Origin of the sequence: Pseudomonas sp. 5Ae-yellow (assembly GCF_014077575.1) — a bacterium.
Lineage (GTDB): Bacteria > Pseudomonadota > Gammaproteobacteria > Pseudomonadales > Pseudomonadaceae > Halopseudomonas > Halopseudomonas neustonica.
In genome coordinates this window covers 1-1,217 of sequence record NZ_JACGWE010000118.1, presented here as the reverse complement: position 1 = coordinate 1,217, position 1,217 = coordinate 1, and the positions used below count along the sequence as shown (strand labels likewise).

General features: G+C 54.7%; 1 protein-coding gene. It reads right to left on the bottom strand.

Features of this window, described 5'->3' with window-relative positions; all coding sequences use genetic code 11:
* Positions 1 to 4 precede the first annotated feature (4 nt).
* Positions 5 to 1,155 (bottom strand): IS3 family transposase gene (locus H4J77_RS19510; RefSeq protein WP_123888245.1). Its coding sequence is split into 2 segments (ribosomal slippage): positions 5 to 918 and positions 918 to 1,155, totalling 1,152 coding nucleotides; the frame shifts between segments, so codons are not numbered across the junction.
* Positions 1,156 to 1,217: the final 62 nt, after the last annotated feature.

Sequence of the window (1,217 nt, the reverse complement as noted above, 5' to 3'; positions counted from 1 at the left end):
TATTCTAGACACTCGCCAGACTCTGGTAATGACGCTTTTCGTACTCGACCGGTGACAGGTCACCACTCGTGCCGTGCCGGCGCCTTGGGTTATAAAACATCTCAATGTAATTGAACACGTCTTGTCTTGCAGCCTCGCGTGTTGGATAGATTTGTCGCTTGATTCGCTCCCGTTTGAGTAATTGAAAGAAGCTTTCAGCTACCGCGTTGTCATGGCAGTTTCCCCTGCGGCTCATGCTGCCCACCAGGTGATTCGCTTTCAGGAAACTCTGCCAGTCCCCGCTACTAAACTGACTGCCTTGGTCCGAATGAACCATCACACATCCTTGCGGCTTGCGACGCCACACTGCTGCTAACAGCGCGTCTAGCGCCAAGTCAGATGTCATGCGCGGCTTCATCGACCAGCCGACAACCTGACGCGAGAACAGGTCGATAACCACGGACAAATACAACCAGCCTTCGTAGGTGCGGATGTAAGTAATGTCTGTCACCCAGGCAACATTGGGCGCCGCTACATCGAACTGGCGATCCAAGTGATTGGGTGAAACTACCGCAGGCTTCCCACCGTAATGACCAGGGCGGCGGCGATAACCCGTCTGTGAGCGCAATCCCTCGCAGCGCATGAGGCGGGCTACCCTGTGCTTACCGCAAGCCTCACCCGCTTCACGAAGATCCAGATGAATTTTGCGATAGCCATACACGCCGCCGCTTTCCAGCCAAGAGTGTTTTATCTGGCCCAACAGACGCTGATCTTCCCGAGCGCGATCAGACAGCTTGTTGCGACACCATGCATAGTAACCGCTGGGGTGCACAGTCATCATTTTGCACAGGCGGCGCACGGGATATTTGTCCACTTGGCTCTGAATAAACGCGTACCTCAGTCGGACTCTCTGGCGAAGTACGCGGTGGCCTTTTTTAATATATCTCGCTCTTCTGATACGCGCTTGAGCTCGGCCTTCAATCGCCGGTTCTCAGCCTGAAGATCATCATCCTGCTGTCGCTGGGCGGTGGGCTTGGAGTAGCGCTTGATCCACTGATAAAGACTGTGGCCTGACACGCCCAATCGGGCGGCGACCTCGGCAACAGAGTGGCCTCGGTCAGCCACCTGTTTGACGGCTTCAATTTTAAATTCTTCGGTGTAGCGTGAGTTGCTCATTGGACCTCCTGGGTGCCTCGATTATAAGGCCTGGAGGTGTCTACGAAACTAGGGGCGATTCA